The sequence below is a fragment of the Neoroseomonas eburnea genome, from assembly GCF_018129005.1.
Taxonomy (GTDB): Bacteria; Pseudomonadota; Alphaproteobacteria; order Acetobacterales; family Acetobacteraceae; genus Neoroseomonas; species Neoroseomonas eburnea.
Genome location: NZ_JAAEDL010000027.1, coordinates 1 through 25,970, shown reverse-complemented (window position 1 = coordinate 25,970; position 25,970 = coordinate 1). Strand labels below are relative to the sequence as shown.

Annotated in this window: 29 protein-coding genes; 10 read left to right on the top strand and 19 right to left on the bottom strand. The window is 71.8% G+C overall.

The annotated features are described in order from the left end of the window. Window positions 1-44 precede the first annotated feature (44 nt). From GXW74_RS21725 to GXW74_RS21710, 4 genes are all read right to left on the bottom strand, one after another. On the bottom strand, window positions 45-821 hold the full coding sequence (locus tag GXW74_RS21725; RefSeq protein WP_211848679.1) for an enoyl-CoA hydratase: 777 nt from the start codon (window positions 819-821) through the stop codon (window positions 45-47). 60 nt (window positions 822-881) lie between these two features. Then, window positions 882-1,094 (bottom strand): DUF1127 domain-containing protein, encoded by a 213-nt coding sequence (locus GXW74_RS28460; RefSeq protein WP_272877337.1) that lies wholly within the window; start codon window positions 1,092-1,094, stop codon window positions 882-884. A 178-nt stretch (window positions 1,095-1,272) separates the two neighbouring features. Next, the gene (locus GXW74_RS21715) at window positions 1,273-2,484 is read right to left on the bottom strand and encodes a flavin-dependent oxidoreductase (protein WP_211848676.1); all 1,212 of its coding nucleotides are present in this window, start codon (window positions 2,482-2,484) and stop codon (window positions 1,273-1,275) included. 397 nt (window positions 2,485-2,881) lie between these two features. Further along, a complete protein-coding gene (locus GXW74_RS21710) occupies window positions 2,882-3,070 on the bottom strand; it encodes a hypothetical protein (protein WP_211848674.1) in 189 nt (62 codons plus the stop codon). A 136-nt stretch (window positions 3,071-3,206) separates the two neighbouring features. On the opposite strand from GXW74_RS21710, the gene GXW74_RS21705 reads away from it, so the two are divergent. The 3 genes from GXW74_RS21705 to GXW74_RS21695 all read left to right on the top strand — a co-directional run bounded on the left by GXW74_RS21705 (window position 3,207) and on the right by GXW74_RS21695 (window position 6,539). Next, window positions 3,207-4,193, top strand: coding sequence for an MBL fold metallo-hydrolase (locus tag GXW74_RS21705; protein ID WP_211848673.1), 987 nt, complete (start codon window positions 3,207-3,209; stop codon window positions 4,191-4,193). A 366-nt stretch (window positions 4,194-4,559) separates the two neighbouring features. Beyond that, window positions 4,560-5,777 carry an NADP-dependent isocitrate dehydrogenase gene (locus tag GXW74_RS21700; protein WP_211848672.1) on the top strand — a complete coding sequence of 406 codons (1,218 nt, stop codon included), beginning with the start codon at window positions 4,560-4,562 and terminating at the stop codon, window positions 5,775-5,777. 90 nt (window positions 5,778-5,867) lie between these two features. Continuing rightward, entirely contained in the window at window positions 5,868-6,539 is a 672-nt protein-coding gene (locus GXW74_RS21695; protein WP_211848671.1) for a DUF599 domain-containing protein, read from the top strand. A gap of 198 nt (window positions 6,540-6,737) precedes the next feature. Here GXW74_RS21695 and GXW74_RS21690 read toward each other — a convergent pair whose 3' ends face one another. The 4 genes from GXW74_RS21690 to GXW74_RS21675 form a co-directional block, all read right to left on the bottom strand. Next, complete coding sequence (locus GXW74_RS21690) at window positions 6,738-7,352, bottom strand: hypothetical protein (RefSeq protein ID WP_211848670.1); 615 nt, start codon at window positions 7,350-7,352, stop codon at window positions 6,738-6,740. Continuing rightward, a complete protein-coding gene (locus tag GXW74_RS21685; protein WP_211848669.1) occupies window positions 7,349-8,452 on the bottom strand; it encodes a DmpA family aminopeptidase in 1,104 nt (367 codons plus the stop codon). The genes GXW74_RS21690 and GXW74_RS21685 overlap by 4 nt, the downstream gene beginning before the upstream one ends. After that, window positions 8,449-11,097 (bottom strand): alanine--tRNA ligase, encoded by a 2,649-nt coding sequence (alaS, locus tag GXW74_RS21680; RefSeq protein WP_211848668.1) that lies wholly within the window; start codon window positions 11,095-11,097, stop codon window positions 8,449-8,451. The genes GXW74_RS21685 and alaS overlap by 4 nt, the downstream gene beginning before the upstream one ends. Window positions 11,098-11,232: 135 nt before the next feature. Further along, window positions 11,233-11,955, bottom strand: coding sequence for a dienelactone hydrolase family protein (locus GXW74_RS21675; protein WP_211848667.1), 723 nt, complete (start codon window positions 11,953-11,955; stop codon window positions 11,233-11,235). Between the two features lie 136 nt (window positions 11,956-12,091). Here GXW74_RS21675 and GXW74_RS21670 point away from each other — a divergent pair, with 136 nt between their 5' ends. The 3 genes from GXW74_RS21670 to GXW74_RS21660 all read left to right on the top strand — a co-directional run bounded on the left by GXW74_RS21670 (window position 12,092) and on the right by GXW74_RS21660 (window position 14,564). After that, window positions 12,092-12,553, top strand: a complete 462-nt coding sequence (locus tag GXW74_RS21670) for an archease (protein ID WP_211848665.1) — start codon at window positions 12,092-12,094, stop codon at window positions 12,551-12,553. A 161-nt stretch (window positions 12,554-12,714) separates the two neighbouring features. Next, window positions 12,715-14,145 (top strand): RtcB family protein, encoded by a 1,431-nt coding sequence (locus GXW74_RS21665; protein WP_211848664.1) that lies wholly within the window; start codon window positions 12,715-12,717, stop codon window positions 14,143-14,145. Window positions 14,146-14,162: 17 nt separating this feature from the next. Next, window positions 14,163-14,564 (top strand): DUF3775 domain-containing protein, encoded by a 402-nt coding sequence (locus GXW74_RS21660; RefSeq protein ID WP_211848662.1) that lies wholly within the window; start codon window positions 14,163-14,165, stop codon window positions 14,562-14,564. A gap of 285 nt (window positions 14,565-14,849) precedes the next feature. On the opposite strand, the gene recA is transcribed toward GXW74_RS21660, so the two are convergent. From recA to GXW74_RS21620, 8 genes are all read right to left on the bottom strand, one after another. After that, window positions 14,850-15,896 carry a recombinase RecA gene (recA, locus tag GXW74_RS21655; RefSeq protein WP_211848731.1) on the bottom strand — a complete coding sequence of 349 codons (1,047 nt, stop codon included), beginning with the start codon at window positions 15,894-15,896 and terminating at the stop codon, window positions 14,850-14,852. A gap of 183 nt (window positions 15,897-16,079) precedes the next feature. Then, the gene (locus tag GXW74_RS21650) at window positions 16,080-17,594 is read right to left on the bottom strand and encodes an ATP-binding protein (RefSeq protein WP_211848660.1); all 1,515 of its coding nucleotides are present in this window, start codon (window positions 17,592-17,594) and stop codon (window positions 16,080-16,082) included. Window positions 17,595-17,596: 2 nt separating this feature from the next. Beyond that, entirely contained in the window at window positions 17,597-18,655 is a 1,059-nt protein-coding gene (locus GXW74_RS21645; RefSeq protein WP_211848658.1) for an EscU/YscU/HrcU family type III secretion system export apparatus switch protein, read from the bottom strand. Between the two features lie 3 nt (window positions 18,656-18,658). Continuing rightward, complete coding sequence (locus GXW74_RS21640; protein WP_211848656.1) at window positions 18,659-19,435, bottom strand: flagellar biosynthetic protein FliR; 777 nt, start codon at window positions 19,433-19,435, stop codon at window positions 18,659-18,661. 1 nt (window position 19,436) lies between these two features. Then, window positions 19,437-19,736, bottom strand: a complete 300-nt coding sequence (locus GXW74_RS21635; RefSeq protein WP_211848654.1) for a flagellar biosynthetic protein FliQ — start codon at window positions 19,734-19,736, stop codon at window positions 19,437-19,439. A gap of 36 nt (window positions 19,737-19,772) precedes the next feature. Next, window positions 19,773-20,078 carry a flagellar hook-basal body complex protein FliE gene (locus GXW74_RS21630; RefSeq protein WP_211848652.1) on the bottom strand — a complete coding sequence of 102 codons (306 nt, stop codon included), beginning with the start codon at window positions 20,076-20,078 and terminating at the stop codon, window positions 19,773-19,775. Beyond that, window positions 20,075-20,485: a flagellar basal body rod protein FlgC gene (gene flgC, locus GXW74_RS21625; RefSeq protein WP_211848651.1), complete on the bottom strand. Its 411-nt coding sequence runs from the start codon at window positions 20,483-20,485 to the stop codon at window positions 20,075-20,077. The genes GXW74_RS21630 and flgC overlap by 4 nt, the downstream gene beginning before the upstream one ends. A 12-nt stretch (window positions 20,486-20,497) precedes the next feature. Further along, the gene (locus GXW74_RS21620; protein ID WP_211848649.1) at window positions 20,498-20,893 is read right to left on the bottom strand and encodes a flagellar basal body rod protein FlgB; all 396 of its coding nucleotides are present in this window, start codon (window positions 20,891-20,893) and stop codon (window positions 20,498-20,500) included. Between the two features lie 100 nt (window positions 20,894-20,993). On the opposite strand from GXW74_RS21620, the gene GXW74_RS21615 reads away from it, so the two are divergent. The 4 genes from GXW74_RS21615 (at window position 20,994) to GXW74_RS21600 (ending at window position 23,971) form a co-directional block, all read left to right on the top strand. Continuing rightward, on the top strand, window positions 20,994-21,272 hold the full coding sequence (locus GXW74_RS21615; RefSeq protein WP_211848648.1) for a hypothetical protein: 279 nt from the start codon (window positions 20,994-20,996) through the stop codon (window positions 21,270-21,272). Window positions 21,273-21,306: 34 nt separating this feature from the next. Beyond that, window positions 21,307-21,570 carry a flagellar biosynthetic protein FliO gene (locus GXW74_RS21610; RefSeq protein WP_211848646.1) on the top strand — a complete coding sequence of 88 codons (264 nt, stop codon included), beginning with the start codon at window positions 21,307-21,309 and terminating at the stop codon, window positions 21,568-21,570. Beyond that, window positions 21,567-22,304: a flagellar type III secretion system pore protein FliP gene (gene fliP / locus GXW74_RS21605; protein WP_211848645.1), complete on the top strand. Its 738-nt coding sequence runs from the start codon at window positions 21,567-21,569 to the stop codon at window positions 22,302-22,304. The genes GXW74_RS21610 and fliP overlap by 4 nt, the downstream gene beginning before the upstream one ends. A gap of 242 nt (window positions 22,305-22,546) precedes the next feature. After that, window positions 22,547-23,971, top strand: coding sequence for a hypothetical protein (locus GXW74_RS21600; RefSeq protein WP_211848644.1), 1,425 nt, complete (start codon window positions 22,547-22,549; stop codon window positions 23,969-23,971). On the opposite strand, the gene speE is transcribed toward GXW74_RS21600, so the two are convergent. From speE to GXW74_RS21585, 3 genes are all read right to left on the bottom strand, one after another. Next, window positions 23,972-24,838, bottom strand: coding sequence for a polyamine aminopropyltransferase (gene speE, locus GXW74_RS21595; RefSeq protein WP_211848643.1), 867 nt, complete (start codon window positions 24,836-24,838; stop codon window positions 23,972-23,974). A 161-nt stretch (window positions 24,839-24,999) separates the two neighbouring features. Further along, a complete protein-coding gene (gene speD / locus GXW74_RS21590) occupies window positions 25,000-25,458 on the bottom strand; it encodes an adenosylmethionine decarboxylase (protein WP_211848642.1) in 459 nt (152 codons plus the stop codon). Between the two features lie 158 nt (window positions 25,459-25,616). Then, on the bottom strand, window positions 25,617-25,970 hold a 354-nt coding region (locus tag GXW74_RS21585; protein WP_211848638.1), incomplete at its 5' end, for a hypothetical protein.

Below are 25,970 nucleotides of genomic sequence, written 5' to 3'. Positions count from 1 at the left end.
CCTCCCTTCCCTGTCAGGGTCGCACGGACTGCGTCGGCGCGACGTCAGGCCTTACGACGCTTCGCGGCCATGAAGCCGCCGAGCATCCTGGCGGGTTCGTCGCTGCGCCAGGACGCGCCGAAGGCCTCGATGCCGGCGGCAATGCCCTGGGTCACCGTGCTGTCCTCCCAGCGACGGATCAGCGCCTTCTGCGACCGGATCGAATGCGGGCCGGCTTCGAGCAGAAGCCCGAGCCACTCCTCCACCGCCGCATCCAGCGCCGCATCCGGCACCACGCGTTCCACCAGGCCCCAATCCCCGGCCTCGGCGGCGCCGATGGTCTCCGCCAGCAGCAGCAGCCGCCGCGTCCGGCCCCAGCCGATCAGCCCGGGCAGCAGCGCCGCCTCCACCACCGAGGGAATGCCGACGCGCACCTCCGGCATGCCGAACTTCGCGCTCTCCGCCGCGATGCGCAGGTCGCAGGCCGCCGCCACCTCCAGCCCGGCACCGAGGCACCAGCCGTTCACCCGCGCGATCACCGGCACCGGCAGGTCACGCACGGCGCGGCAGCAGCCATGCACCAGGCGGATGAAGTCCTGCGCCGCCGCCTCGCTGTCGAGCCCCGCCATGACGGAGATGTCCGCACCCCCGATGAAGGCACGCGTCCCTGCGCCGGTCAGAACCACGGCGCGCAGCGCCTCCTCCTTCGCCAGCACGGCGAAGGTCGCGGCGAAGTCCCGCATCAGTTCCGGATTCAGCGTGTTCAGCTTCGCATCGTGATCGACCGCGACATGGGCGACGCGCCCATCATGCGACCGCCGCACGTCCATTCGTCCTGCCATGGCATTTCCTCCGTCGCGGGCCATCCTGCCCCTGCGCGGAGAGCCTGCCAATGCGGCCGCTCAGCACCGCCACCAAGGCTTGCGGGATTCCGCGAGCGCATCCATCGGCATCACCCCGATGTCGCGCAGCAGCCGCGGGTCAAGCTCGGCAAGCCGCGCACGCCCCGCCCGACGATCCATCGCCGCGCCGATCCAGGCCAAGGCCCATCGCAGAGGCGGCCGCGCCCGCGGCGCGACACCGCCGGTACCCCACGCATCGCTTCGGCTCGCCATCATCCCCGCTCCCGCCACGTGCGGAGGGACCATGCCGGGCGCCGCGCGCGGATGTTGCGGGCGAAAGCGAAACGCTGGAGCGGTTTCCGTTCGCCTTGGCTCACGGCAACCGCGCCAGCCCCTTGTTTTCGCGAGCATCCTCACCCGATCAGGTGATTCCACCTGATCGGGATCTGCTCTAACGCGGCGCGGAGAATCCCGCCATGGCGGCGTAGCCGCCGGCGATGGCGGCAAGCTCATCCCGCGCGATGACATCCTCCAGCCGCGCGAAGCCCTCCGGCGCGCGCTCGGACACCACGTCCACCACGCGCTCCGGCCCGCCCTTGCGGTTGGTGCGCACGATCTCGGCAGTCTTCGGCAGGCGCTCCACCTCGTAGGCCGCCAGCGCCTCCGCCACCGGCCGATCCGCCAGCAGCGCAGCCAGGCAACGCGCATCGATCACCGCCTGCGACGCGCCGTTCGAACCCACCGGATACATCGGATGCGCCGCATCGCCGAGCAGCGTCACCCGGCCCTTCGTCCACCATGGCAGCGGGTCGCGGTCGCACATCGGGTATTCCCAGAATTCCGGCGTCGCCCGCACCAGCGATTCCACGTCGAGGAACGGGATGCGGAAACGCGCGACATGCGGCAGCACTTCCTCGAGCCGTCCGGGGCGCGACCAGTCCTCGCGCCGCGGCGGCGGGCGCGACGGGTCGCCGATCTGCGCGCACACCACCCAGTTGGTGAAACGCGCGCCGGGCGTGGCCCCGGCGGCGATCGGATAGAGCACCAGCTTCTCGGCCATGTCGCCGGCGACGATCATGGTGTCGCCGCCCTCGAATGCCGGCCAGTCCACCGCGCCGCGCCACATCTGGATGCCGTTCCAGCGGATGCCGCCATCGTCGGGGTGCAGCGCCGCGCGCAGGACCGAATGGATGCCGTCCGCGCCGACCAGCACCTCGCCGCGCGCCGCGCGCCCATCGGCGAAGCGCGCCGTCACGCCGTCGGCGTCCTGCTCGAAGCCGGCGAAGCGCGCGCCCGTCACCAGCGCCTCCGGCCCGAGCCGCTCCAGCGCCGCCCTCCACAGCACCTCATGCAGATGGCCGCGATGGATGGAGAATTGCGGCACCTCGTGGCCGGCCCAGGTGCCGCGCTTCTCGACCCAGATCTCCTGGCCGAAGCGGTTGAGGTAGCGCAGCTCGCGCGTCCGCACCGCGACGGCGTCGAGTGCCGGCAGCAGCCCCAGAGCCGCCAGTTCCCGGATCGCATGCGGCAGCGTGTTGATGCCGACGCCGAGCGGCCGGATCTGCTCGGCCGCCTCGAAGACGGTGCAGGCGATGCCGCGTTCCCGCAGCGACAGCGCCAGGGTCAGCCCGCCCACACCACCCCCCGCGATCAGGACCCGCATGCCTTCCTCCAACGCCGCCCCGGCTATGCCGAACCCGATGCCCTGTCCGCGATGCGCGCCGCACGGTGCGGCCAATCGTGTCGGCGGGACCGTAGCGTCACCTCAGCGCCGCGCGTAGCGCCCTCGCCTGCACCGGGCAAGGCGGCACGGGCCCGGCGCGAGGGGCCGACCGAACCATGCCCGGCGCGCCGGCCCAAGCGACAGGCCCGGCCCTCGGAAACCGTCTGAAAGTCCAGCACCGGCCGTCACCCCCCACTCGGCCACCCACGTCAGCATGCTGGAATGGGTGGCCGGGCGGGGGGTGCGGGCCGGTGCCGGACCCTGAAACGCGCCGCGGGGCGCGTTTCCAAACTTATGCGGTGGACGGCCCCTGAGCGGCATCGCTGTGCCAGGCTTCTCAGGCCTCCTCGGCCGGCGCCGGCGGGGCCTCCTGCTCCTCGGGCCAGGCCGAGCGCGCCGCCGCCCGTCGCTTCGCGGCGCAGGCCAGCAAGGCCAGCCCCGCCCCGCCGACGGCCACCGCCGTCATGGCCGCCGCGGTCGCCACGGCGGTGCCGAGGATGCCGGCCCCGATCACGCGGAGGATCATCGGTATCTTCCTTTCCCGTCACGGTAGTGTGTAGCCTCGCGCCGCAACTGCGGCTGGCCCTGCGTGTCCGCCAGACCATAGCCTCCCGGCGCAGGCCCGTCCCGGCTGCCACGACAAGAATGGGGAAACACAGGACATGACGATCTCTCGCCGCGCCCTTCTGGGCGCCGGGGCTGCGGCCGCAACGCTGCCCCTGATCAGGGCCGAGGCGGCCGCCCCCTTCGTGGGCCGGGGCGCACCGGCCTGGTACCGCTTCCGCTTCGGGGACTACGAAGCGACCGTCGTTTCCGACGGCTCGCTGCCGCTCGGCAAGCCCGATGATGCCTTCACCGGCTCCCGCCCCGGGGAGATCGGGGCCTTGCTGCGCGCGCACTTCCTCGACCCGAATGCCGCGACGCTCGAGCAGAATGCGCTGGTGCTCAACACCGGCCGGCACCTGATCCTGTTCGACACCGGCATGGGCGACAGCATGGGCGAGGCCAGCCGCATGTTCGGCCCGACCACCGGCCGCCTGCTGCGCAACCTGCGCGCCGCCGGCATCGACCCGGCGCAGATCGACATCGTCGCGCTGACGCATGCGCATTGCGATCATTGCTGGGCGCTGGTGGATGCGCAGGGCAACCGCAACTTCCCCAACGCCCAGGTCGCGGTCAGCGAGGCCGACCTCAGGTTCTGGACGGACGACGCCAACAAGCGCGGCCCGGCCTTCATGGTGCCCTTCATCGACGGGGCGAAGAAGAACCTCGCCGCCTACCGCGACCGCATGATCATGGTGCAGGACGGGCGGGAAGTGGTGCCCGGTGTCACCGCCATCTCCGCCCCTGGCCATACGGTCGGGCACATGATCTACGCCATCGCCTCCGGCCCGCAGGTGATGATCAACACCGGCGACCTGGCCCACCACCAGGTGCTGCTGCTGCGCCATCCGCTGTGGGAATTCGCCTACGACACCGACCCGAAGCTCTCGGCGCAGACCAGATCCCGCCTGCTCGAACGTTTCGCGACGGATCGGCCGACCATCCTTTCATACCACTTCCCCTGGCCGGGCATCGGCAACCTGGCCAAGGAAGGGGAGGGCTATGCCTGGATGCCTACTCCGATGGATGTGACCAGCCTCGGCTGACCTGCCCCCGGGTCTGCGGCCCCCGCCGGTTTGGCGGCGGGCCGCAGATGTGGTTCGGCCGCGGGCCGCAGATTCAACGTGCGGGCCGCCGGTTCGCCAGGCCGGGCAAAAGCCGCGCCTCATGGTGGCGACCAGGAGCGCCACCGGGTGGTCGCCCTGCTTGCCGATGGTGGCAGAACCCGCGCACGGCCGCCGTCGTTGCTGCGCCGTTCATACGATATGGACGCCAGGACGTGCCGGGCCGGCCCCCTCCGGGCACTTCCGCCAGGGCCGGGCTTGCCCCCCCCGCCCGGCCGGTGCAATTTCCGGCCGCGCCGGCCGCCTCCGGGTCAGGCCCGCTCAACGCACGCCCCGCAGAGGACAGGCATGGCCAAGATCAAGGTGAAGACCCCCGTCGTCGAGATGGACGGGGACGAGATGACCCGCATCATCTGGGGGTTCATCAAGGACAAGCTGATCCTCCCCTATCTCGATATCGACCTGAAGTACTACGACCTCGGCATCCAGAAGCGCGACGAGACGGACGACCAGATCACGGTCGATTCCGCCAACGCCACCAAGCAGTACGGCGTCGCCGTGAAGTGCGCGACCATCACGCCGGACGAGGCCCGAGTGAAGGAATTCGGCCTCAAGAAGATGTGGAAGTCCCCGAACGGGACCATCCGCAACATCCTCGACGGCACGATCTTCCGCGAGCCGATCATCTGCCGGAACGTGCCGCGCCTGGTGCCGCATTGGTCGAAGCCGATCGTCGTCGGCCGCCATGCCTATGGCGACATCTACCGCGCCGCCGAGACCAAGATCCCCGGCGCGGGCAAGGCCACCCTGACCTGGACGCCGGAAGGCGGCGGCCAGCCGGTCGAACTCGAAGTCACCAACTTCCCCGCCGGCGGCGGCGTGCTGATGGGCATGCACAACACCCGCAAGTCGATCGAGGGCTTCGCCCGCGCCAGCCTCAACTACGGCCTCGCCCGTGGCTACTCGGTCTACTTCAGCCACAAGAACACGATCCTCAAGGCCTATGACGGCGAGTTCAAGGACATCTTCCGCCGCATCTTCGACGAGGAGTTCGCGGAGAAGTTCAAGGCCGCCGGCCTGACCTACGAGGACCGCCTGATCGACGACATGGTGGCCTGCGCCCTGAAGTGGGAAGGCGGCTATGTCTGGGCCTGCAAGAACTACGACGGCGACGTGCAGTCCGACATCGTGGCGCAGGGCTTCGGCTCGCTCGGCCTGATGACCTCCGTGCTGCTCTCCCCGGACGGCTCGACGGTCGAATCCGAGGCGGCGCACGGCACGGTGACGCGCCACTACCGCGAGCACCAGAAGGGCCGCGAGACCTCGACCAACCCGATCGCCTCCATCTTCGCCTGGACGCGCGGCCTCGCCTATCGCGGCAAGTTCGACGGCACGCCGGACGTGGTGGACTTCGCCAATGCGCTCGAGCAGGTCTGCATCGAGACGGTCGAGAGCGGCCATATGACGAAGGACCTCGCCATCCTGATCGGCAAGGACCAGCCCTGGCTCAACACCCAGGCCTTCCTCGCCAAGCTGGACGAGAACCTGCAGAAGAAGATGGCCTGACCCGGCCTCTTTCCGGCGAGTTCGGACGGCCGTCGCGGGAAACCGCGGCGGCCGTTCCGATTCATGCCCTCCCCGCGCTAGGGTCCCGCCATGCTGCCGCTGACCCTCCTCGACTGGATCGCCCTCGCCATCTTCGGCCTCTGCTGGGTGGTCTATGCGCTGATCGTGGACCGCGTGCCCTCGATCCGCGCGAAGAGCGTGATCGCGGCGATGGACGAGCACCGCCGGCGCTGGATGCTCTCCGCCCTGCCGCGGGAGAACCGCATCGCCGACATCTCGGCGATCGGCAACCTGATGTCCTCGACCTCCTTCCTCGCCACCACCTCCATCCTGCTGCTGGGCGGGCTGGTGGCGATGCTGGCGGCGCCGGACATCGGCCGGCGCGTGGTCGCGGCCCTGCCCTGGAGCACGGTGCCCGACGATGCGATGTGGGAGGTGAAGATCGGCCTGCTCCTGGTGATCTTCGTCAACGCCTTCTTCGAGCTGACCTGGGCGCTGCGGCAGTTCAACTACACGAGCACCCTGGTCGTCGGCATGCCCTGCGACCCGGCGGCGATCGCGCATGCCGAGGCCGCGGCGCGGCTCGCCAACCGCGGCGCGCGGCACTTCAACACGGGGCTGCGGTCGTTCTACTTCGGGCTGGCCGCGCTCGCCTGGATCATCCACCCGGTCGCGCTGATGCTCGCGAGCATGCTGGTGCTGCGGGAATTGCACCGGCGGGAGTTCCGATCCGCGGCGCGGGATGCGCTGAAATCGTCCTGACGGCGGTGCCGAGGGAGGCCTTGCCCCATGCGCGCGAACCCGCCCGATGAGGGAATCGGAGAGGGGCTTTGCCCCTCTCCGCGCCTCACCCCACCAAAGGCCGAAAGGCCTTTGGAAACCATGACTTGAGTTCTCGCGGGTCCAGGGGACCGTGTCCCCTGGCGGGGGAGTTCGAGGGGGCGGCGCCCCCTCGATCCGTCAGCGTCCGCGCAGAGGCGTCCCGGGCATCTGCCCCGGCCGCAAGGCGCAGGTCGCGCGCACCGCCGCTGCCGGCGGCTCCATGGCGATGGCCACCGGCTCGCAGGTCCCGCGGCCGAGATCGTCGAGCTGCCGCTCGACGGAAAACGCCTCCCGCAGCCTCCCCTCGGCATCGAAGGTATGGAAGGTGTAGGACAGGCTGCAGCAGCCATTGCGCCCGAGCGCGATCAGCCGCCCCGCGGAATCGCGCGAGAAGCCAAGCCCGCCGACCTCGCCCGCGCGGCGGAAGCGGGCCTCCCCGGGCTGCATGATCCAGACATCCCAGGCGGTGTTCGCGTTGCCGCCGATCACCGGCACCCACAGGTCCGCCGCACCGTCGCCATTGGTGTCCGCCAGCCAGGGCAGCACGTCCGGCAGGTCGGACTGCACCTCGATCCGCTGGCTCTCGATGCCGCCCTCGAGGACGGAGATCACCCAATGCTCCTGGCTGGATGCCGCGCGCAGGGTCAGCGGCGGCGCGCCGGGGCGGGTCGCGCGCAGCGTGGTGCGCGCCGCTTCCGCGGCCGGCAGCGCGACGGCGAGCAGCGCCGCCGCGGCGAGCAATGCCCGCCTCATGCGCCCCTCCCGTGTCGCACCAGCACGGCGCGCAGCGCGTCGAGGTCGATCGCCTCCCCCTTCGCACGTCGCCCGGTACGGCCGTCACGGCCGATCACCGTCGTGGCCATGGTCAGCGCGTTGAGCACCGCTTCCTCCACCGCCTCCGCCGCCGCCTGGAACAGCGGCGACATGCGGTCATTGGGCCAGTCGGCGATGATCGCCTGATGCGCGCGCCGCTCCGCCGTGCGCCGCACGCCGGGATGCGTCGAGAAGGCGAGCGCGTAGTCGCCCGACCCGTCGCTGAACGCCGCGCCGGTGCGCGCCAGGCCGGCCATGGCGCGCGTCGCCAGGCGCGTCAGGTTGCGGTCCGACAGCGGCGCATCGGTCGCGATGATCACCATCACCGAGCCGTCCGCGTCACCGCGGTCCGTGTGTTCCTTGAGATACCAGCGGCCGAGCTCGTGCCCGACCGGGATGCCGTCCATCGTCAGCACGCCGCCGTAATTCGCCTGCACCAGCGCGCCGATGCGCCATCCGCCGAGGGCTTCCGGCAACAGGCGGGACGACGTGCCGATGCCGCCCTTCCATCCGAAGGCCATGGTCCCGGTGCCGGCGCCGACGCAGCCTTCCGCGACGGGCCCATCTGCCGCACCCTCCAGCGCAGCGAGCACGTGTTCCCGCGTCACGCCGCGGGCGCGGATGTCGTTCAGCCGCCCGTCATTGGTTTCGCCGACGAAGGCGTTGACGCTGGTGACCTGCTCATTGCCCGGGCGCGCCAGGGTCCAGTCCACCAGCGCCTCCACCGCCCGCCCGACGGCGAGGGTGTTGGTCAGCACGATGGGCGTCTCGATCTCGCCGAGTTCCGCCACCTGCGTCGCGCCGGCGAGCTTGCCGAAGCCGTTGATGACGGCAAGCCCCGCCGGCACCCGGTCCTGGAACGGGTTGCCGGGGTGCGGGATGATGGCGGTCACGCCGGTACGCGTGGCGTCGCCCTCGATCAACGTCACCTGCCCGACGCGCACGCCGGCGACGTCGGTGATGGCGTTGTGCGCGCCGGGCGGGAAGATGCCGGGCGCGAGCCCCAGCGCCCGCGCACGGACGCGCGCCGTCTCGCTCACCCGGCCAGCGCCGCCTTCACGGCGGCCAGCGCCTCGGCGGCCTTGGCCGCTTCCGGCCCGCCGGCCTGCGCCATGTCCGGCCGCCCGCCACCGCCCTTGCCGCCGACCGCGGCGGAGGCCACGCGCACCAACGCCACGGCATCGGCCTTGCCCTTCGCCGTCTCCCCGGTCGCGACGACGATCGAGGCCTTGCCCTCCGCCGTGCTGACCAGCGCCACGACATCCGCCGTGCCGCCCTTCAGGATAGCCTCGGCAAGACCCTTCAGGTCGCGGGCCGGGACCTCGCCGAGGTCGCGCAGCGCGACCCGCAGCCCGGCGACTTCCTCGACCTCCGCCCCGCCGCCGCCGGTCGCGAGCTTCTTGCGCAGCTCGGCGACCTCGCGCTCCAGCTTGCGGCGTTCCTCGACCAGCGCGCTGATGCGGCCGGCGAGCTCGCCAGGCTGCGCCTTCAGCACCGCGGCCGCGGCCTGCAGGCTTTCCTCCATCTCGGCGATGTAGGCGAGCGCGGCGTCGCCGGTGACGGCCTCCACCCGCCGGATGCCGGCCGAGACGGCGCCTTCGGCGACGATCTTGAACAGGCCGATGTCGCCGGTGCGCCGCACATGCGTGCCGCCGCAGAGCTCCAGCGAGTAGACGCCGTGCTTCTCCACCGCCGCCGGGTCATGGCCCATGCCGACGACGCGGACCTCCTCGCCGTACTTCTCGCCGAAGAGGGCCATGGCGCCGGCCTCGACGGCGGCTTCCGGCGTCATCAGCCGCGTGACCACCTCGGCATTCTCGCGGATGCGCGCGTTCACCTCGGCCTCGACCCAGTGCAGGTCCTCCTCGGTCATCGGCACCGGCTGGGAGACATCGAAGCGCAGCCGGTCGGGCGCGTTCAGCGAGCCCTTCTGCGCCACATGCGTGCCGAGCCGGCGGCGCAGCGCCTCATGCAGCAGATGCGTCGCCGAGTGGTGGGAGCGGATCTTCGAGCGGCGGTCGTGCTCCACCTCCGCCGTCACCGCCAGGCCGGTGCGGGCTTCGCCATGCACCACGATGCCCAGGTGCACGTGCAGCGCGCCAAGCTTCTTCTGCGTGTCGCGCACCTCGATCCGGCAGGCCTCGCCGGCCTGGATGATGCCGGTGTCGCCGACCTGGCCGCCGGATTCCGCGTAGAAGGGCGTCTGGTTCAGCAGCACGGCGACCTCGGTGCCGACCGGGGCGCGCTCCACCGGCTTGCCGTCGGCGACGATGGCGACGATCTCGCCTTCCGCGACCTCGGTCGTGTAGCCGAGGAATTCGGAGGCCCCCACCTTCTCCTTGAGGTCGAACCACACGCCTTCCGTCGCGGCCTCGCCCGAGCCCGCCCAGGCGGCGCGGGCGCGCTTGCGCTGCTCGGCCATGGCGGCGTTGAAGCCTTCCACGTCCACCGGGCGGCCCTCGGCGCGCAGCGCGTCCTGCGTCAGGTCGAGCGGGAAGCCGTAGGTGTCATAGAGGCGGAAGGCGACCTCGCCCGGCAGGGTCTGGCCGGCGCCGAGCTTCCCGGTCTCTTCCGCCAGCAGCCCCAGGCCGCGTTCGAGCAGCGAACGGAAGCGGGTTTCTTCCAGCCGCAGCGTCTCGCTGATGAGCGCCTCGGCGCGCACCAGTTCCGGATAGGCCGCGCCCATCTGCCGCACCAGCGCCGGCAGCAGCCGGTGCATCAGAGGCTCCCGCGCGCCCAGCATGTGCGCGTGGCGCATCGCGCGGCGCAGGATGCGGCGCAGCACGTAGCCGCGGCCCTCGTTCGACGGCAGCACGCCGTCGGCGATCAGGAAGGCGCCGGCGCGCAGGTGGTCGGCGACGACGCGATGGCTGACGCGGAACGGGCCGTCCGGCGCCTGGCCGGTGGCTTCCGCGGAGGCCAGGATCAGCGCCCGCAGCGTGTCGGTGTCGTAGTTGTCGTGCTTGCCCTGCAGGATGGCGGCGAAGCGCTCCAGCCCCATGCCGGTGTCGATCGAGGGCTTGGGCAGCGGGTTGCGCGTCCCGGCCGGTTCCTCGAGGAACTGCATGAAGACCAGGTTCCAGATCTCGATGAACCGGTCGCCATCCTCGTCCGGCGAGCCCGGCGGGCCGCCCGGGATCTTGTCGCCGTGGTCGAAGAAGATCTCGGAGCAGGGGCCGCAGGGGCCGGTATCGCCCATGCGCCAGAAATTGTCGGAAGTCGGGATGCGGATGATGCGGCTGTCCGGCAGGCCGGCGATCTTCTTCCAGTGGACCGGTGCCTCATCGTCCTCGGAGAACACCGTGACCAGCAGCCGGTCCTTCGGCAGGGCGAAGTCCCTGGTCAGCAGTTCCCAGGCATAGGCGATGGCCTGTTCCTTGAAATAGTCGCCGAAGGAGAAGTTCCCCAGCATCTCGAAGAAGGTGTGGTGCCGGGCGGTGTAGCCGACATTGTCCAGGTCGTTGTGCTTGCCGCCGGCGCGCACCGATTTCTGCGCCGTGGTGGCCCGCGTGTAGGGGCGCTTTTCCTGGCCGGTGAAGACGTTCTTGAACTGCACCATGCCGGAGTTCGCGAACATCAGCGTCGGGTCGTTGCGCGGGACCAGCGGACTGCTCTCCACCACCTCATGCCCGTTGCGGCGGAAGTAGTCGAGGAAGGTGGCGCGGATGTCGTTGCTGCTGGTCATGTCCTGCCCGTCGCGTCCCCGGGAAAAGCCCGTCCCGGCAAGGTGTTGGCCCAAAGGACGCGAGAGGTAGCGCGCGCCGCGCGGGGCGTGAAGGGGCCGGGGGCCATGGGCCGCCTCCCTCCCGCCCCGGGGCGGTCAGGAACCGGGTGCCGCTCCCGCCGAAGGCGCGCCCTGCGCCGGTCCCCCGCGCTGCCCTGCCGGCGGCGCCAGCCAGCGCAGGAACCAGGCAGCCGCCAGTCGCGAAACCTGGTCGAGCGCGCCCGGTTCCTCGAAGAGATGCGTCGCCCCCGGCACCACGGCGAGTTCAGAGACGCAGCGCATCGCCGCGCGGGCCGATTCATTGAGGCCGAGCACCTCCCGGTCCGAGCCGCCGACGATGAGCAGGGTCGGGGCGGCGAGGCGGCCGAGCACCTCTCCGCCGGCAAGGTCCGGCCTGCCGCCGCGGGAGACGACCGCATGCACCCGGTCGGGCCGTGCGGCCGCCGCGGTCAGGGCCGCCGCGGCCCCGGTGCTGGCGCCGAACAGGCCGACCGGGAGCATCCCGGCGGCCCCATGCCCGGCCATGTGGTCGATCGCCGCCACCAGCCGGCCGCCGAGCAGCGGGATGTCGAAGACGTTCCGCCGGTCCTCCGCCTCACCCTCGGTCAGGAGGTCGAACAGCAGCGTGCCCAGCCCGGCCGCCTGCAACGCCCCGGCCACCTCGCGGTTGCGCGGGCTGAAGCGGCTCGACCCGCTGCCATGGGCGAAGACGACCACGCCCGCTGCCCCAGGGGGCAGGACAAGCGTCCCTTCGAGCCCGGCCGGGGCAAGGATGACGGGCTGTTCGCGGCTCCCGCCCTGATGAGATGACGGAGGCATGCGCATGGCTCCTTCGCATGACCCTGGTCCGGGGCGCATCTGGCAGGCATCGGCGCGGGATCGCCTTGATCAGCCTCAAGGTGGGCGCGGATCGCCGGCGCCACCTTGGCGAGGCTGCTTCCGGGAGGCGTTCCGCATGCAGACCCACGGGATCCTGCGCACCGCCGGCGGTCCATCCCCGCCGGACACCGGGTGGGAGTTCCTTCCCCACGGCGCGGATATCGGCGTGCGCGGCTGGGGCCCGACCCGCGAGGCGGCCTTCGAGCAGGCGGCCTGCGCCCTCACCCACGTCGTCACCGAGGCGGAGATCCGCCCGCGGTCGGAAGTCGCGCTGTCCTGCGAGGCGCCTGATCCCGAGCTGCTGTTCGTCGCCTTCCTGAACGCCGTGATCTTCGAAATGGCCGTGCGGCGCATGCTGTTCGGCCGCTTCCATGTGGCGATCGACGGTACGCGCCTGGGCGCGACGCTCTGGGGCGAAGCCGTGGACGTCGCACGCCACGCCCCCGCCGTGGAGCCGAAAGGTGCGACCCTGACCGGCCTGCACGTCAGCCAGGATGCGGAGGGACGCTGGAGCGCCGCCTGCATCGTGGATGTCTGAAGGACCGTCCGGGAATGCGCCGGACGGCGCGTTCCGGATGCTGTCAGCGGCGCGCGCCCCACCGGGCCACGGATAGGGGATACAATTTTCGTCAGGCCGGGCGGGAGTGCCGGCCGGTGCCGGCGCTCTCCGACGGTCTCCGAGGCACGGGAGGACTCGCCATGGACCCTGCCCTGCTGAACCGCGTCGACGACGTCACCTGGCGCATCGAACCGAGTGGCCCGATGCATGTCCCGGTCGTCATCTTCGCCGACGAGGCGCTGATCCGCGACATGGACGACAAGGTTGCGGAGCAGGCGCGCAACGTCGCTGCGCTGCCCGGCATCGTCGGCGCCTCCTACGTCATGCCGGACGCGCATTGGGGATACGGCTTCCCGATCGGCGGCGTCGCCGCCTTCGATGCCGAGGCCGGCGGCGTCGTCTCGGCCGGCGGGGTGGGGTTCGACATCTCCTGCGGCGTGCGCAGCATGACCACCGGCATCGCCGCGGCGGAGCTTGAGCACGTGAAGGAATCCCTCGCGGAGTCCCTCGCGCGCGCGATCCCCGCCGGGGTCGGCAGCGAAGGCACGATCACCCTCGATGCGCGGCAGATGGACGCCATGCTGGCCGGCGGCGCAGCCTGGGCGGTGGAGCAGGGCTGGGGCGAGCCGGCCGACCTTACCCGCATCGAGGAAGACGGGCGCATGGCGGGCGCGCGCCCGGATTTCGTCTCCAACCGCGCCAAGGAACGCCAGCGGCGGGAAATGGGCACGCTCGGCTCGGGCAACCACTACCTCGAGATCCAGGCGGTGGAGGAGATCTTCGATCCGACCGCCGCCGCGGCCTATGGACTCGTCGGCGGCCAGGTTGTGGTGACGATCCATTGCGGCTCGCGCGGGCTCGGCCATCAGATCGGCAGCGAATTCCTCATCGAGATGGCCGCGGCGGCCCAGGCGGCCGGCATCGCCCTGCCCGACCGCGAGCTCGCCTGCGCGCCGATCCTCTCGGAGGTCGGGCAGCGCTACCTCGGGGCGATGCGGGCGGGCATCAACTGCGCGCTCGCGAACCGCGAGATCCTCGGCCACTTCGCCCGGCGCGTCCTGCGCCACTTCTTCCCCCGGGCGGAGGTGCGGCTGCTCTTCGACGTCTCGCACAACACCTGCAAGGTCGAACGCCACCGGACGGGCCGGCGGGAGCGCGAACTCTTCGTCCACCGCAAGGGCGCGACGCGCGCGCTCGGCCCCGGCCACCCCGAGGTGCCGGCGCCGCTGCGCGCGGCCGGGCAGCCGGTGCTCATCGGCGGCAGCATGGGCACGGGGTCCTGGGTCCTGGCCGGCATGGCGCAGTCGGAGGAACGCGCCTTGGCCTCGGCCTGCCACGGCGCCGGGCGCGCCATGTCGCGCCACGCCGCGCTGCACCGCTGGAGCGGCCGGCAGATCGTGGACGAGCTCGCCATGCGCGGCATCCTGGTCCGCAGCCCATCGCTGCGCGGCGTCGCGGAGGAAGCACCCGGCGCCTACAAGGACGTCGCCGCGGTGGTGCTCGCCGCCGAGCATGCCGGGCTGGCGCGCCGCGTCGCGCGGCTCCGCCCGATGATCGTCATCAAGGGATGAAGGAGGGACGCTGCGCCATGGACGCGATATCGCTCGAAAAGCTCGCCTACCTCGTCGTCAAGGCACGCGAATACGACGCGCAGGTGCTGCCGGAGGACATGGAGGAAGGTTCGAATGCCGCCGACGACAAGGAGATCGGCATCCTCGAGGACACGCCGGACAACCCGACGCAGGAGGAACTGAAGGCGGCGCTGGAAGACCTCAACGATGACGAGATCGTGGAACTGCTCGCTCTCGCCTGGCTCGGCCGGGGCGACTATTCGGCGCGCGAATGGAAGCAGGCCGTGGCCGACGCCCGCGAGGCGCACGACGTGCATGCCGTCGCCTATCTGCTGGAGACCCCGAATCTCGGCGATCTCATCGAGGAAGGCCTGGCTGCGCTCGGCCTGTCGATCGTCGACGAGGAGAAGCGGTTGTGAGCAGACGCGCCGGAACGTCGCGATGACGGCTGCCGAGGCCGCGACGGGTTCCCAGTCACGTTACCCTGCAACGTGACTGGGAACCCGGAATGCGGCCCGCCGGTCGTCCGGCGAAGCCAGGCAAACCGGAGCTTTGCGCCCGGTGTCTGAGGACAGGAAAAGCCTCATGCCAGCGGTCGCGACTGGCGGCCGCTGGCATGGGGGCACGCCATCCGCCCATCATTGGGGCCGATGGCATGAGCCGCCGGCATGCCGTGCGAGGGAGCATGGCCCCCTCGCCCCGGTTCACTCCGCCGCCATCTGCTCGTCGTCGTCCCCGCCCTCGCCGGCGAGCATCTGCTCGGCGAGAAGCCCGGCCTGGCCGCGGATGCGCTGCTCGATGGAATTCGCCATCTCCGGGCGGTCGCGCAGGAACTGCTTCGCGTTCTCCCGCCCCTGCCCGATGCGCTGGCTGTCGCAGGAGAACCAGGCACCGGACTTCTCGACCACGTTGGCCTTCACGCCGAGGTCGATCAGCTCGCCGACCTTGGAGATGCCTTCGCCGTACATGATGTCGAACTCGACCTCGCGGAACGGCGGGGCCATCTTGTTCTTCACCACCTTGACGCGGGTGTGGTTGCCGGTGACCTCGTCGCGGTCCTTGATCGAGCCGATGCGGCGGATCTCCATGCGGACCGAAGCGTAGAACTTCAGCGCATTGCCGCCCGTGGTGGTCTCCGGGTTGCCGAACATCACGCCGATCTTGAGCCGGATCTGGTTCAGGAAGATCAGCAGCGTGTTGGACTTGGCGACCGAGCCGGTCAGCTTGCGCAGCGCCTGCGACATCAGGCGGGCGTGCAGGCCGACATGGCTGTCGCCCATCTCGCCTTCGAGTTCGGCGCGCGGCACCAGCGCGGCCACGGAATCCACCACCAGCACGTCGATCGCGCCGGAGCGGACCAGCGTGTCGGCGATCTCGAGCGCCTGCTCGCCGGCATCGGGCTGGCTGATCAGCAGGTTGTCCACGTCGACGCCGAGCTTCTTCGCATAGCCGGGATCGAGCGCATGCTCCGCGTCCACGAAGGCGCAGGTGCCGCCCTTCTTCTGCGATTCGGCGATGACATGCAGCGCCAGGGTCGTCTTGCCCGAGGATTCAGGGCCGTAGATCTCGACGATGCGCCCCTTGGGCAGGCCGCCGATGCCGAGCGCGAGATCAAGGCCGAGGGAGCCTGTCGAGACGACCTCGATCTCCCCCTGCTGGGACTGCTTCGCCCCGAGCCGCATGATCGAGCCCTTGCCGAAGGCCCGCTCGATCTGGCTCAGCGCCGCATCCAGCGCCTTTCCCTTGTCCATGCCCTTCCCCCGCTCCAGCGATGGCTTCTCAACCATAGGGCGATCTCCTTCAGGCGTCCATCGCCCATTGATCGTCAGGGTCGGTCCGACCCCCATGCCGCCCCACCCGCGCATGGCGGGGCGATTCGACGCAAGCGGAGCATGCGCGAAACCTGACTGGGCATCAAGAACAGATTAAGAACATCAGCCGGCGGCGGGCCGTGCCTCCGCCACCGCCGCAGCCAAGTCCGCCATGCGGAAGGGCTTCTCCAGGAAGCGGATGCCGCGCCCCGCCAGCCCATCCCCAACCGTTGCCTCGGCGTAGCCGGACACCAGCACCACGCTGAGCCCGGCGATGCGCGCCCGCATCGCGTCGGCCAGGGCCAGCCCATCCATCTCCCCGGGCATGGTGACGTCGGTGACCAGCACCTCGGGCAGGAAGCCGCCTTCCAGCACTTCGAGCGCCGCCTCGGCGTCCTCCGCGACGCGCACCTCATGCCCCGCGCCCTCCAGCGCGCGGCGGGCGAGCAGGCGCAGCGGCGCCTCGTCCTCCACCAGCAGGACGCGCCGGGCCATGGTCGGCGCAGCCTCGGCCGGCGCCGCTGGGGCCGCGGCCTGCGCCGCCCCGCCGGCGCGCGGGAACCACAGCCGGAACACCGTCCCCTGCCCCGGTGCCGAGGCCACCGAGACATGCCCCCCCGACTGCCGCAGGATGCCGAGCACGGTGGACAGCCCGAGCCCCGTGCCGCCGGCACCGCGCCGCGTGGTGAAGAAGGGCTCGAAGATGCGCGGCAGCAGATCCGGGGCGATGCCGCGCCCGTGGTCCTCGACCGAGAGCACCACCCAGTCGCCGGCTGGGATGACGGCGCCCTGCGCCACTTCCTCCCGCGCCAGCATCACCTCCCGCAGCGCGATGCGGATCGTGCCGCCCTCGGGCATGGCGTCGCGCGCATTCACCACAAGATTCAGCAGTGCCTGGTCGAGCTGCGAGGGATCCACCCGCACCAATGGCCCCGGCCGCGCCATGTCGAACTTCAGCACCTGGCGCGCACCCAGCAGGCGGACCAGCAGCGGCGCCATGGCGTCCACCGCCTCCCCCAGCGCGATCACGCGCGGCGCCAGCGCCTGGCGGCTGGCGAAGGCGAGCAACTGCTTCACCAGCCGCGCCCCGCGCGTCGCGCTGTCGAGGATCTGGCGCAGGTCCTCCGCCGTCTCGGGCCCCGGCTCGCGGGCGAGCGCCGCCTCCGCCGCGCCGGAGATGGCGGCGAGAAGGTTGTTGAAATCGTGCGCCACCCCGCCGGCGAGCTGCCCGATCGACTGCAGCCGCGCCCCTTCCTCCATCTGCGCCTGGATGCGCCGCCGCGCGGTCACGTCCACCACGCGCATCAGCGCGCCCGGCTCGCCGCGCAGCGGGCGGCAGGCGACTTCGAAACTCGCATCGGCGGGCAGGCCGGGGTCGGCGAGCCGCGCCGGCACCACCGGCGGTGCCGGCGGCCCGGCCAGGGCGGCGGCGATCGCATCCGCCACCGCGTCCCGCGACGCCGCGACGAACAGCGCCGCCCCGAGCGTGCCCGGCACCGGCGCCGGCCCCGCGCCGCACATCGCGGTCAGCGCCGCATTGGCGAAGCGGATGCGCCCTCCGGTGTCCAGCACCGCGAGCCCGGCCTCCTCCTCCGCCTCGAACAGCCGACGGAACGCCGCAGCCTCCGGATCCGTCACATTCACCCTGCCTGCCCCCGTCCGCCAAGCCGCCAGACATAGGCGATGATCTCGGCCACCGCCTGATAATGCTCGGGCGCTATCTCGGCTTCCAGATCGAGCCGATAAAGCGCCCGCGCCAGCGGCGGGTTGGAGACGATCGGCACACCGGCTTCCGTCGCCACGGCGCGGATGCGCGCGGCCATGGCGTCCGCACCCTTGGCGACGATGCGCGGCGCGCCGCTGCCGCCCTGCTCGTAGGCGAGGGCCACGGCATAGTGGGTCGGGTTGGTGACGACCACGGCCGCCTTCGGCACCGCCGCCATCATGCGGCCGCGCGCGCGCTGCTGGCGGAGTTGCCGCAGCCGACCCTTCACCTGCGGGTCGCCTTCGCTCTCGCGTGTCTCCTCCTTGAGATCCTGGCGGCTCATGCGCAGCCTTTGCAGGTGGCGCCAGCGCACCCAGAGCCAGTCGAGCGCCGCGATCGCAGCAAAGGCGCCGAGCGCCGCCAGCGCCAGGTCGAGCGCCACCCGCCCGCCCCGTTCCAGCAACGCCCCCGCGGGCAGGTGGAGCAGCGCCACCAGCACCGCCGGATCCCCGATCGCCCACCACAGCGCCGCCCCCACCAGGCCGAGCTTCACCAGCGTGCGGAGGAACTCGATCGCCCCTTCCGGCCCGAAGATCCGCTTCAGCGCCGACAGCGGGCTGATGCGGGAGAATTGCGGCGCGAGCCCCTTGGCCGAGACCAGCCCGCGCGTCTGCGCCATCGTCGCCGCGACGGCGCCGCACGCGGCGAGGCCGGCCACGGGCAGCACCGCCAGCAGGCCCAGCCGGCCGAGTTCCACCGCCGCCGCCTCCGGCGTGATCTCGTGCGCGCGTTCCAGCACCGCCCGCAGGCCGTGCAGCATCGCACCGCCAGCCGGCGGCATCGCGATCATCAGCCCGAGCACGCCGCCGCCGAGCGCGCCGAAGCCCACCACCTCCCGCGACAGCGCGACCTGGCCTTCCTCCCGCGCCTTCTCCAGCCGGCGGGGCGTGGCGGCTTCCGTGCGGTCCTCGGCGTCGCCCTCCTGCCCGGCCATGGCTCAGCGCAGCCCCGGCAGAGCGAGGAAGGCCGCCCGCGCCCCTTCCCCGAAAGCGCCGAGCAGCGGCGGCATCAGCGCGGCGAGCAGCGCCAGCCCCAGCAGCACCTGCCCCGGTATGGCGAGGAAATAGACCTGCACCTGCGGCGCGATGCGCGCCAGCAGGCCGAGCGCGACATTGATGACGATCGCCGCCAGCACGAAGGGCGCGGCGAGGCGCAGCGACAGCGCGAGACTCTCCGCCACCGCCGCGGCGATCGCCTCCACCCCCGCCTCCGCCGGGAAGGGATCCCCCGGCGGCAGCAGGGCATAGGAATCGGTCAGCGCCCGCAGCGGCAGCAGGTAGAGCCCGCTGCCCAGCACCAGCACCGTCGCGGCGAGCGCCAGGAAGCGCCCCGTCGCCGTGCCCATGCCGCCGAGCGCCGGGTCCGGCACCAGCGCCTGCGCGAGGCCGAGCAGCAGCGCGATCGCCTGCCCCGCCACCGCCATCGCCAGCACCACGATCCGCGCCAGCCCGCCGAGCCAGAGCCCGACCAGCACCTCCAGCAGGATCAGTCGCGCAGCCTCCCCGGCGTCGTCCGGCGGCGCGGGCAGACGTTCCGTCAGCCCCGGCAGCAGCATCACCACCAGCCCGAGCCCGAGGCCGAGGCGGATGGCGGCCGGCACCTCTTCCTCGCCGAGGCCCGGCAGCGCCATGACGGCGGCGCCCAGCCGGGCGAAGGCCAGCACCGCCTGGAAGGCCAGCACCGGCAGGGCGGCGAGCTGCGCGGCCTCGTCCATCTCAGCCGCGCAACCCGACCTCGATCGCGGCCTGGAACAGGCTGCCGGCATAGCCGCGCAGCACGCCGGCGAAGAACGGACCGAGCAGCAGCAGCGCCGCGGCCAGCGCGGCCGCCTTGGGCAGGAAGCCGAGCGTCGCCTCGTTCACCTGCGTCAGCGCCTGCAGCACCGCGACGACCAGACCGACCGCGAGCATCAGCACGAGCAAGGGTCCGCCGATCTGCAGCGTGACCCAGAGCGCCTCCCGCGAGGCGAGCGCGACCTCGTTCACCGCGGCCCCGCCGCGATCGGCCGGCCGCATCCTGCGACCATCTGTCCCGCCGGCGTCACCTGCACCTCAGATCGGCATGCGCATCACGTCCTGGTAGGCGGCGACGACGCGGTCGCGCACCGCGACGGCGGTCTGCAGGGTGAGCTCCGCGCGCCCGACCGCCAGCACCACATCCGTCACGCTGCCCTGGCCGGTCAGCGCGCGGGTGGTGGCGGTATCGGCGTCGCGGCCGACCTCCACCGCCTGCTCCATGGCGCGGGTCAGCGCCGCGCCGAAGCCGGCGCCGCCGGTGCCGGCGGTCGCCGCATTCGGCAACGCGTCGGCGGCGCGATAGGCGGCAGCAGCCCCCGCCGGGGCCAGCGGCAGGGTCATCCGCGCAGCGCCTCGATGGTGCGGGTCAGCATGCCGCGCGTCACTTCCAGCACCGAGAGGTTGGCGGCGTAGGAGCGCTGCGCCTCCCGCATGTCCATGGTTTCGATGAGGCTGTCGACATTCGGCACGCGCACATAGCCGCGCGCATCGGCGGCCGGATGGGACGGGTCGTGCCGCGTCGGGAAATCGCCCTGCGCCGTACCGATCCGCGCCACGCGCACCGTCGGCGTGCCGAGCTCGCGGTCGAGCCTGTTCTCGAAGGTGACCGTGCGCCGCCGGTAGGGGTCCGCGCCAGGCGACTGCCCGGTGCTGTCGCGGTTGGCGAGGTTTTCCGCCACCACGCGCAGGCGCGTGGACTGCGCCTGCATGCCGGCGGCGGAAATGCGGAGCGCGCGATCGAGATCCATGCGATCCCCCGGTTACGAGTTGCGGCCGAGCGCGGTGCGGAACATCGCCAGGTAGCGGCGATGCAGCCCGATCGCGAGCGCATGCGCCGTCTCGGTGTCGGCGATGCGCATGGCCTCGCGGTCGAGCGCGACGCCGTTGCCATCCATGCTGCGATCGGCGAGCCGGCGTTCCGGCCGCGCCCGCGGGTCGGCCCCGCCGTTGCCGGCCAGGTGCTGCGGGCTGGTCTGACGCAGCGCCGCCGCCGGCGCAGCGGCGACCAGGCTCTGCGCGAAGGGCTGCAGGTCGGACGGGCGGTAGCCCGGCGTGTCCGCATTGGCGACATTCTGCGCCAGCACGCGCTGGCGGGCATCGAGCCAGCGCAACCTGGTCTCGGCGAGCGCAACAGGGCCGGTGCGGGTCGGGTCCATGTGCGGCTTCGTCGCATGCCCGCGCCGAAGGATCGGTTAATTCCGCCCGCCGCCACGGCGACAACCGGGCGGTAACCAGCGCGCGTGTTGGATGCGGGACATGAACCAACTTCAGCCCCCCGATGTGCCCATCGGCACCGCGCGCGAGACCGCCGTGCTGATCGCGGCGATCGAGGCGCTGGAGGCAACCGTCGCGGTCGCCGAGGCGCTGGTGGCCGGGCGCCGCCGCATCGACCTCGCGGGGCTGGACAACGAGATCGCCCGGGTCTGCGCCGCCGCGCTCGCCGCCCCGCGGGCGGCGGTGCCCGTCATCCGCCTGAAGCTCGAAGCCCTCCTCCTCGCCCTCGACCGGCTGCGCGCCGGCCTTCCGCGTCCCTGACGCTCCCCCCCACCCGCCGGCAGGAGGCCGCGGCATGATCCCGGATTTGATGCAATGGCTCACCGCCGCCGCCGCGCTGATCGGCGTGCTGGCGCTGATCCTCCTCGCCGCGCGGCTGGCGCGCGGTGCCGGCCTCACGCCCCGCGCGGGCGGCGGGCGCCTGCGCGTCGAGGACTCCCTGCCGCTCGATGCCCGGCGAAGGCTGGTGCTCGTGCGCTGCGACGGCCGCAACCTGCTGCTGCTGACCGGCGGGGCGCAGGACCTAGTGGTAGGCTGGCTGCCGGAGGCCGGCGCATGAGGCGCACCGCCCTTCTGATCGCAGCCCTGGCACTGCTGCCGGAGGCGGCGCTGGCGCAATCCGTGGCGATCGACCTCGGCCAGGCCGGCCAGCCCGGCGCCACGGCGCGGCTGGTGCAGCTCACGGCGCTGATAGGGCTGCTGTCGCTCGCGCCATCCCTGCTGGTGATGGCGACCGCCTTCGCGCGCATCGCCATCGTGCTCTCCCTGCTGCGCAGCGCGATCGGCGCGCAGGGCATCCCGCCCAACCCGGTGCTGGTGGGTCTCGCGCTGTTCCTCACCCTCTTCGTCATGCAGCCGGTCTTCGAGGCCGCCTGGCTGCAGGGCATCCAGCCGATGAGCGAGGGCAGGCTCGGAGAGATCGCCGGACTCCAGGCCGCGGCCGAACCCTTCCGCCGCTTCATGGCCGCGAACGTCCGGGAGGACGACCTCGCGCACTTCCTCGAACTCGCGAACCTGCCCACGCCGGCGAATGCCGAGGCCGCGCCCTACCGCGCCCTGGTGCCGGCCTTCATGGTCAGCGAGCTGAAGCGCGCCTTCGAGATCGGCTTCCTGCTCTTCCTGCCCTTCCTCGTCATCGACATGGTGGTGGCGAGCGTCCTGATGTCGCTCGGCATGATGATGCTGCCGCCCTCAGTGGTCGCCTTGCCCTTCAAGCTGATCTTCTTCGTGCTGGTGGATGGCTGGCGGCTGGTCTCGGCCAGCCTGGTGCAGGGCTTCGCGCAGGGCCCCTGACGGGCCGATGCCGCCCGCCCCCCGGGGGGGGGGGGGGGGGGGCGGGCCCCACGCGGCTGCCATCGGCGCCTGTTTCGCGCGCGGCGGCCCCGCGGGGTGCTCGCCGGGGCCGGCACGCATCAACGGCTTCCGACAGCACCACCGCAACGTGGGCGCGCATCCGCCGCGCCTGCCTCGCGGAACGATGGACGCGCCGCCCCGCGACCTGCTACCGTTTCGAGAACGGACGGATACGCTGCGCCATGCGCCGCTGCCTCGCCCTCGCAACGCTTGCCTTCCTCGCCTGGCTCGGCCCGGCGCATGGGCAGCAGCGGGCGATCGTCGTCGAGAGCTTCGTCGAATGCGGCCCGCCCAGCGGGGACGCCGCATCGCCCGGCCAGGACCGAGCCAGCCGCCCCTTCATGGACAGGTCCGAAGTGGCCGCCTACCTCCGCAGCAGCGCGCCGGCCATCGCCATCAAATCCGGTCGGCAGACCGCCAAGGCCGTCCCCACGCTGGAATTCACCGTCGGCCGGCCGGACGGCATCTCGGTCGAGGACTGGCGCGCCGCCTGGCTCGAAGCCGTGCTCTACCCCGCCGATACGCCGCGCACCCGGATCACCCCGGAAGGGCTCGTCGCCGGCCGCGTGCAGCCCCATTCCCCCACCGAGGGCAACACCGAGGTCACGGTCGAATTCCCCGATGCCAGCCCGGGCTGGCTGCCGATGCGCTGGGAACTCGCGCTGCTCATCTGCGTCGACGAGGGTGTGGGCGGCCATCCGGGGCGGGAGAACAACCGGCTGGTGCGCGGCTTCGCCCGGCTGCCGCTCTTCGTCTCCAGCCTCAAGCTCTCGGCGGCGATCGGCATCGGCAGCTTCCTCGCGCTCTACCTCGTGCTCGCCTTCACCGCGGCGCGGCTGCACCGCCGCCAGTATGAGGTGGCGCGCCGCGCCGCCGAGCAGGAAAGCGGCCGCATGATCCCGGCCTGGCTCTTCGCCCTTCGCCCGACGGTGATCGCCCAGGATTCCTTCGGCTTCTGCAGCCTCGCGCGGTTCCAGGTGCTGCTCTTCACCCTCGCGCTCGCCGGCGTCTACGCCTACGTCATGGCGCGCACGGGCGGGCTGCCGAACCTGTCCAACACGGTGCTCGCGCTGCTCGGCATCACGCTGAGCGGGTCGACGCTGGCGCGCGTCATCGAGGGGCCGGTGGTGGACACGCCGAACCGGCTCTGGCTGCTCGGCACGGGGCTGGTCGACCCTTCACCGCGCATCCCGCGCTGGCAGGACCTGCTCGCCGGCGACGGGGAGATCGACGTCACCCGCGTGCAGGCGCTCGCCTTCAGCCTGTTCGCCGCGATCGCGCTGGTGGTCAACGGCACCGGGGATCTCGAGAACTTCGAGATCCCCGAGCAGCTCAACTATCTGATCGGCCTGAGCCAGGCCGTCTATGTCGCCGGCCGGGCGCTGCCCCGCGAATCCGCCAAGCGGTTGAACGAGGAGGTGCGCGCCGTGCGGGAAGCCGAGGCGAAGGCCATCCTCGCCCCCGGCGACAAGGCCGCGCTGCGCGCCTTCGAGACGGTGCGCAACGGGCTCGGCACCTCGCTCTTCGACTTCTTCGGGGAACGCTTCAACGCGCCGCGCCTCGCGGCGCTGACCCCCGGGGAGCGGCCGGTGCCGATCTCATACTGATCAGCGCGGCAGGTGTTGCGCGATGTAGGGCGGCAGGTGGAAGGCGCCGACATGGATCTCGGGCGTCCAGTACCGCGTGGTGCCGAGGATGCCCGCAGCCTCCGCCCGCCTGCGGATCTCCTCGGCCGGCACCGCGCGGCAGGCGGCATCCTTGCCGGCCCAGCCCAGCGTCATGAAGCCGCCGACATAGGTCGGCACCGCGGCGAGATAGGCCCAGATATCGGGAAACGCCTTGCCGCGGCGGATCGAGGTCTCGCGCAGCTCATCGGCCTGCATGGCCGGCACGCCGCACTGGTTCACGACGATGCCGCGCGGCGTCAGCAGGCGGGCGCAGTTGGCGTAGAACTCGTCGGTGAACAGCACCTCGCCGACGCCGATCGGATCCGTGCTGTCCACGATCACCACGTCGAAGGAGGCGTCCGGCGCCTTCCGCACATGGTCGATCCCGTCGGCGACCAGCACCTCGGCGCGCGGATCGTTCCAGGCGTCGCCGGCGATGCCCGGCAGGAATTCCTTCGCGAGGCGGATCACCTCGCCGTCGATCTCGACCATCACGGCGCGCTCGACGTTGCGGTGCTGCAGAACCCGGCGCAGCACGCCGCCATCGCCGGCGCCGATGATCAGCACGCGCTTCGCGTCGCCATGCGCCAGCAGCGGCACATGGGCGATCATCTCCTGGTAGGAGAACTCGTCCGCCTCGGTGATCTGCACCACGCCGTCGAGCATCATGACGCGGCCATGCGTCTCGCTTTCGAAGATCATGATGTCCTGGAAGCCGGATTGCACGCGCGCGAGTTCGCGCTTCACCCGGAAGCGCTGCCCCCAGGCTTCGTAGAGCGTCTCGTTCACCCAGAGGTCGTAGGCCATGAGGAAATTCCCCCCATCACGCGAAGGGGCCGGGCGCTGCCGCCCGACCCCCGTGTTGAACTGACAAGCCGGCGCATCGAGGCTGCGAATGCGGCCCGCGGATCGCCCCGCGGCGCCAGGCGCCGCGGATGCCGCCCGCCCGGCGCCGGAGAGCGGTACGACTACCCGATCAGCCCGCGCTTGTGCTCCGAAAGCTGCACCCGCTCCGGCAGAAAGCCGCGCTTGAGCGCCGGCAGCGCCTTGTACGGGTCGCAATCGCCGCAGACGAAGATGTCGAGCGCGGCGTAGTCGCGTTCCGGCCAGGAGTGGATGGAGACGTGGCTCTCGGCCAGCACCAGCACGCCCGACACCCCGCCATTCGGCGAGAAGTGATGGAAATGCCCGTGCAGGATCGTCGCACCCGTCGCCAGCGCAGCCTCGCGCAACACCGAATCGATGTGATCCGGGTCGTCGAGGTTGGTCGCGCCCCACAGGTCGATGATCAGATGCGTCCCGGCGTAGCGAACGCCGTTGCGCGCAATGAAATAGTCCTTCTCGGGGTGCGCCGAGCGGTCTTCGTCAGTGTTCCGGGTGTCGCTCGGCAGATCCGAGACCATCCCCGGTTGGACGAGAGCTTCCATGTGAGGGCTCCTTCCAGCCAGCAGATGACCATGCCGATCGGTGAATTCCGATCAGGTCAACGGCGGGCGCATATGGGGCAAGGGGGTCCGGGGCGCAAGCGAAATCACGGCGACGGAACCGTAAAATTTGCAGAGCCCCCCACCGGGGGACGCGCATCTCAGCGTGCGACCTGCACCGGTCCCCGCAAGGCCTCCAGCCGCGAGGGCAGCAGACGCAACACGCCGAGCTCCCGTTGCAGGCGCGGCAGGTCGGCCACGCCACGCAGGGGATCGGCGGTCAGCACGGCGAAGGCCTCGGCCAGGGGGCTGCCCTCCATGCGTGCGCCGTAGGCTTCCCGCAGCGTCGCCAGCGCCCCGTCCTCGCCGGCGAGGGCTGCGAAGGCCGCGGCGCGCGTGATCGCGGCGCGCTCCGCCTGGCCGAGCGGCGCCGGCGGTGCAGGCAGCAGCGCCGCCAAGTGCTCGCGCTGCGCGGCGGCGGCGGCGGGCCAGTCCTGCTCCTCGGCGGCGAGGTC